This is a genomic window from Phascolarctobacterium succinatutens YIT 12067 (genome assembly GCF_000188175.1).
GTDB classification, from domain to species: Bacteria; Bacillota; Negativicutes; order Acidaminococcales; family Acidaminococcaceae; genus Phascolarctobacterium_A; species Phascolarctobacterium_A succinatutens.
On sequence record NZ_GL830931.1, the window covers coordinates 10,412 to 15,757 of the forward strand.

Here is a 5,346-nt window from a genome sequence, read left to right on the forward strand (position 1 = left end):
ATCAACACAAAGAAGCTGGTGGTAAACCCGGAGGAAGCGGCCAATATCCGGCTGATGTTTGAGATGTACGCCCAGCCCACAACTTCCTACGGGGACATTACCCGGTACTTTGCCGAACAGGGGATTTTGTTCCATGGCAAAGAGCTGATACGCCCCACGCTGGCGCAGATGTTACGCAATCCTGTCTATGTGCAGGCAGACCTTGATGTGTACGAATTTTTCAAAAGTCAAGGTACAGTCATTGTCAATGACGTTGCCGATTTTACGGGCATGAACGGCTGCTATCTGTATCAAGGGCGAGATGTAAAGGCCAGCAAGAAAAACGACTTAAAAGACCAAATGCTGGTACTGGCTCCCCATGAGGGTATCGTCCCCTCCGACACCTGGCTGACCTGCCGCAAGAAGCTGATGAACAACATGAAAATCCAGTCTGCCCGGAAAGCCACCCACACATGGCTGGCAGGAAAAATCAAGTGCGGGAATTGCGGGTATGCTCTTATGAGTATCTACAATCCCTCCGGCAAACAGTATCTCCGCTGCACGAAACGGCTGGACAATAAAAGCTGTCCTGGCTGTGGGAAAATCATCACTTCGGAACTGGAAGCGGTTGTTTATCAGCAGATGGTAAAGAAGCTGGCAAGCTACAAGACGCTGACAGGAAAAAAGAAAGCGGCAAAGGCAAACCCGAAAATCACCGCCCTGCAAGTGGAACTTGCCCATGTAGACAGCGAGATTGAAAAGCTGGTGGACAGTCTGACGGGCGCGAACAATGTCCTGCTCTCCTATGTGAATGTGAAGATAGCGGAACTGGACGGGCGCAAGCAGGAACTTCTGGCAAGGATAGCGGAGTTGACTGTGGAGGCCATCAGCCCGGAACAGGTCAGCCAGATTTCCGGCTACCTCGATACCTGGGAGAATGTATCTTTTGATGACAAGCGGCGTGTGGTGGATTTGATGATCACCACCATAGCCGCCACAAGCGACAGCTTGAACATCACATGGAAAATCTGACTGGCGGCACCCCTCCCGTCAGATACCTACCCTGTGTAGTCCCTTGTAAACTGTACTTTATATCTCACTCAAACTTCGCACACCTGAAACCCTTACTATTATATCATATTCCGATTTTCTTCATCAAAAATACGGCAGAGAATCCTGCGTTTCCTCTTGGATTCTCTGCCGTAATCCTTTTTTCCTGCTTATGCTCTGATTTCCGTCCCGTCCTTGAAGGTCACCCGGATATCGTCTTTGCTGTACACTGTGATGAAATCCACCAGGCTGCCCCACAGCCGGGCATCGAACTCCTTAATGAGATCCTGATTCCTAAGCTCCTTGATGAAGCTGTCCATCTGACGGCTCCGGGCCTTGCGATACTGGATGGCTTCACAGGTCTTGTCGTACTGCGTCTTCGCTGCTTCATACCGACTGACCAGTTCGTTGTAGTTCCGGTCATAATCATCCTGGTTCTGCGCGACCCTGGCGTTCTCGGCTATGAGCTGCTGTATCTTGTCGGCCAGCAGGTTCAAATCTGTGCTTATCCTGTCCCGCTCCTCTTCCAAGTCTTCTGTGTCAGTGAGCCGTTCCTTCAGCAGTGTGATGCTGTCAAGTACGTCCGCTTTGTTTTCGATGAGCTGATTGACGGCCCGGACGAAGGCTTCCTTGATATCATCCTCTGTCAGATGTGGTGTCTTGCAATGGCTCTTGAACTTATCGTTGCATCGGTAGATGGTTCTGCGGTACTTGTCGGTCGAATGCCAGACCTTGGCCCCGTACCAGCCTCCGCACTGGCCGCACTTGATTTTGCTGGAGAAGATGGATACGCCGCTGTAACGTCCCCTGCCTTCACGCCGCCGCTTGATTTCTTCCTGTACCCAGTCGAAGACCTGCGGGCTGATGATGGCTTCGTGGTTATTTTCCACATAGTACTGCGGCACTTCCCCTTCATTCGCTTTCGTTTCTTTGGTCAGGAAGTTGACGGTGAACCGCTTCTGCAGCAGGGCATCGCCCTTGTATTTCTCATTTGTCAGGATGCTCTCTACCGTCCCCGGATACCAGCGTTTCTTTCTTGCCGGAGTTTCCAGCCCTCTGGAAGTCAGCTCCCTGGCAATGGAGTGGAAGGTATACCCGTCCAGGAACAAGCGGTAAATCAGTTTCACCGTCTTGGCCTGTTCCCGGTTGACGACCAGATTCCCGTCAGGCCCTTTGTCATAGCCGAGAAAATGCCTGTAGGGAACACTCACCTTGCCATCAGCGAACCGCTTCCGATGACCCCAGGTGACGTTTTCCGAAATGCTCCGGCTTTCTTCCTGCGCCAGGGAACTCATGATGGTGATGAGGAGTTCGCCCTTGGCATCGAGCGTCCAGATGTTTTCCTTCTCGAAATAAATCTCGATGCCCTTATCCTTGAGCTTGCGTACCGTTGTCAGGCTGTCTACGGTATTTCTGGCAAAGCGGCTGACTGATTTTGTGACGATGAGGTCGATTTTCCCATCCATGGCATCCCTGACCATCCGCTTGAAACCATTGCGGTGACGCGTGTTGGTCGCCGAGATGCCTTCATCGGTGTAGATGCCGACAAATTCCCAGTCATCCCGTTCCCTGATATAGTTCGTATAATAATCGACCTGTGCTTCATAGCTGCTGATCTGGTCATCATGGTCCGTGGAAACCCTGGCATAGCCCGCTACTCTCCGCTTCTTCCGGCTGTTAATCGGAGCCGCCGTATAACGGCTGATGGTGGCCGGGATGGCCCTTACTGTCTTTGCCACTTTTCTCCGCTCTCCTTTCTCCGTGCCTTGGGACGCCGCTTGGATGGCGTAGGCGTATAAGAAATCTCTTCTGTTCTCCCACTCTTGAAATGGACAGTCAGGCAGTCTGGCTTTCCGGCTTCGATAGATTCCACTTTCCCCCGGAATCTATCCTCATCAAAGTCCTCTAACCCCATGGTCTCTGCGGCCACACGCTTCAGGTCATCTTCCCGGATGCTGACCGATTCACATTTGCCGCCTTTGCTGCATCGCCAATAAACAGGCCTGTCATGCTTCGTTTTACACCGCCGGAAAGAGGATCCGCACAAGGCGCACCGGATGCGGGTCGTAAAGACGGAGAACCGTGTTCCCTTGCCATTGGCCATGTAGTTTTTCATCCATGCCCTCTGACGATCCTTATACTCATCGGTCCAGCAATCCTTCTTCGCCGTTGATACCCAGTGCCGGATAAGTTTCTGTCCGTTTTTCATACAGAAAACCATCACATGGTATTCTGGCACTACTATCTTTTCGACCCGGTCAAGAAACGCCTGCTCATCGAAATCATCCAGGCCTAGGACTTCTGTACTCTCCTTCACGAGGACTGCATGCGGGATACTGCCTTTTGCGCCGCAATTCCGGCCTTTCAGTTTATGGGAGCCGCAATCCCAGAATTCTTCAAAGCCCCGGTCTGTGCGGCGATTGTGCATATAACTCCGACCGCAGATGCCGCATTTGATTTTTCCCGTGAAGCAGGTCGTGTTCAAGGACTTATTGGCCAGCGCCCCCAGTTCCTTTCGCCGCGCCATCTCCTGCTGCACGTAATCAAAGGTTTCCTTGTCGATGATAGGCTCATGCGTATTTTCAACATAATACCTAGGAAGTTCGCCCCGGTTCTTCTTCCGCTTCTTGAGGATTGGATCCGTCACATATTCCTTCTGGAAAAGCATATTGCCAGTATAGGTAACATTGGTCAGGACAACCCTGATGTTGGAATCCATCCAGCGGCAGCCATTCCGGGTCGTGATGCCTTCGGCAGCAAATTCCCGTTCGGTTTCAAGACGTGACTTGCCATCAAGGAAATTCTGGAAGATGCGCCTGACAACAGCTGCTTCCTCGGGAACTACCACCAGGTTATCCCCTTCCCAGCGATACCCGTAAACACGGAACCGCCCGTTAGGATTCCCCTGCTCAAATTGTTTCTTGATGCGCCACCGGATATTTTCACTAATGGAACGGCTTTCCTCCTGGGCAAAAGATGCCAGGATGGTCATCATAAGCTCGCCGTCCCCGCTCATGGTATGGATATTCTCTTTTTCAAACCAAACTTCGATGCCCAGCTCTTTCAGATGCCGGACGGTACGCAGAAGGTCTACGGTGTTGCGTGCGAAGCGCTGGATGGACTTGGTCAGGATGCTGTCTATCTTCCCGGCTTCGGCATCTTCCAGCATCCGCAGGAATTCCTGCCTCTTCTTCATCCCCGTCCCAGAGATGCCATAGTCGGCATAGACCCCGGCGTATTCCCAGTCCGGGTTCTTCTGGATGAGGCTGCTGTAATAACTGACCTGCGCCGAAAGGGAATGGTGCATCCGCTCCGATTCCATGGATACGCGGGCATAGGCTGCGACTTTCTTTCTTTGCTTCAAATTTGGTATGCGTCGTTCAATCTTACGGATAGTCCGCATAGAATCAGCTCCTTTCGACACTATATATCACTCTGTTTGATACAATTATCAAGTGTATAAGTCCCCGGAAAAAGGCTGATAGCGGCGAAGCATCTCCTGCTCGAAGTCCCGGTACTCCTTCCCGGTGATGAGCTTTTCGGCCAGCATCCGCCTTGCCAGATACATCGCCATCTGGAAGGCTGTTTCATTTTGAAACGACCTCTTATCCATGGCGGACACCTCCGAACCGGTATGCAATATAGCATGCGTGGGAGCAGAACTTCCGATGGCTGTTGCCGTAGACAGTGAATTTCTTCCCGCAAGCCGGACAGGTATAGTTGTAGACTGCCTTCCGCTTCACCAGCTCCAGATGTGCGTTCCACCACTTATTCCGGCAGGCATCGCAGCAGAACCGTTTCCGCTTCCGTCCCGTATTCTGCTCAATCGGCTTTCCGCACTGCTCGCAAACTGAGGCTGCCGACTTCGCCGCCAGGCTGTGCCGCCGGCAGAACGACTTCACTGTATTGATGGAAATCTGGAGCCGCGCCGCTATCCTGCCATATCCTGCCCCATCCCGGCGCATGGCAATGATCTGTTGTTTCTGTTCGTCCGTCATGATGGACACCTCCTGAAAATTTAGCTTTCAGGAGTAATAGGACAGAACAGCTATCGTTAAGTACTTCAAAAGAAGATTCAACAGGACTTATCTATTTTTAGATATAGTCTTTTCAGTTTTATCTAAAGCTTGACATTATAGTCATATGATGACTATAATAAACCTACCTCAGAAAGGGAGATTATACTATGTCATATAATCGTTACAAAAATACGCAAAAAAGAAAAAATTATCTATTAATCCATAATAAGGAAAAGTATGATAGAGTATCTATCATACTTCCAAAAGGAACAAAAGAAAAAATAAAAAGGCTAGATAT

5 protein-coding genes are annotated in these 5,346 nt (G+C 50.8%); 1 reads left to right on the forward strand and 4 read right to left on the reverse strand.

What is annotated here, in order from left to right; genetic code table 11:
• The coding region (locus HMPREF9443_RS09290; protein ID WP_009146347.1) for a recombinase family protein at positions 1 to 1,011 on the forward strand (1,011 nt) is incomplete at its 5' end.
• A gap of 188 nt (positions 1,012 to 1,199) precedes the next feature.
• Here HMPREF9443_RS09290 and HMPREF9443_RS09295 read toward each other — a convergent pair.
• From HMPREF9443_RS09295 to HMPREF9443_RS09305, 4 genes are read right to left on the reverse strand one after another with little or no spacing between them, the layout of a single operon-like run.
• Complete coding sequence (locus HMPREF9443_RS09295; RefSeq protein ID WP_006555378.1) at positions 1,200 to 2,768, reverse strand: recombinase family protein; 1,569 nt, start codon at positions 2,766 to 2,768, stop codon at positions 1,200 to 1,202.
• Positions 2,753 to 4,432, reverse strand: coding sequence for a recombinase family protein (locus HMPREF9443_RS09300; RefSeq protein WP_009146348.1), 1,680 nt, complete (start codon positions 4,430 to 4,432; stop codon positions 2,753 to 2,755). Before HMPREF9443_RS09300 ends, HMPREF9443_RS09295 begins: the two co-directional genes overlap by 16 nt.
• Before the next feature lie 48 nt (positions 4,433 to 4,480).
• Positions 4,481 to 4,642, reverse strand: coding sequence for an SHOCT domain-containing protein (locus HMPREF9443_RS10905; protein WP_009146349.1), 162 nt, complete (start codon positions 4,640 to 4,642; stop codon positions 4,481 to 4,483).
• Positions 4,635 to 5,027, reverse strand: a complete 393-nt coding sequence (locus HMPREF9443_RS09305) for a hypothetical protein (protein WP_009146350.1) — start codon at positions 5,025 to 5,027, stop codon at positions 4,635 to 4,637. Before HMPREF9443_RS09305 ends, HMPREF9443_RS10905 begins: the two co-directional genes overlap by 8 nt.
• Positions 5,028 to 5,346 lie beyond the last annotated feature (319 nt).

Excerpts from the sequence above, each read along its gene's own strand:
- HMPREF9443_RS09300 (WP_009146348.1), bottom strand. The coding sequence starts at position 4,432 with ATGCGGACTATCCGTAAGATTGAACGACGCATACCAAATTTGAAGCAA.
- HMPREF9443_RS10905 (WP_009146349.1), bottom strand. The coding sequence starts at position 4,642 with ATGGATAAGAGGTCGTTTCAAAATGAAACAGCCTTCCAGATGGCGATG.
- HMPREF9443_RS09305 (WP_009146350.1), bottom strand. The coding sequence starts at position 5,027 with ATGACGGACGAACAGAAACAACAGATCATTGCCATGCGCCGGGATGGG.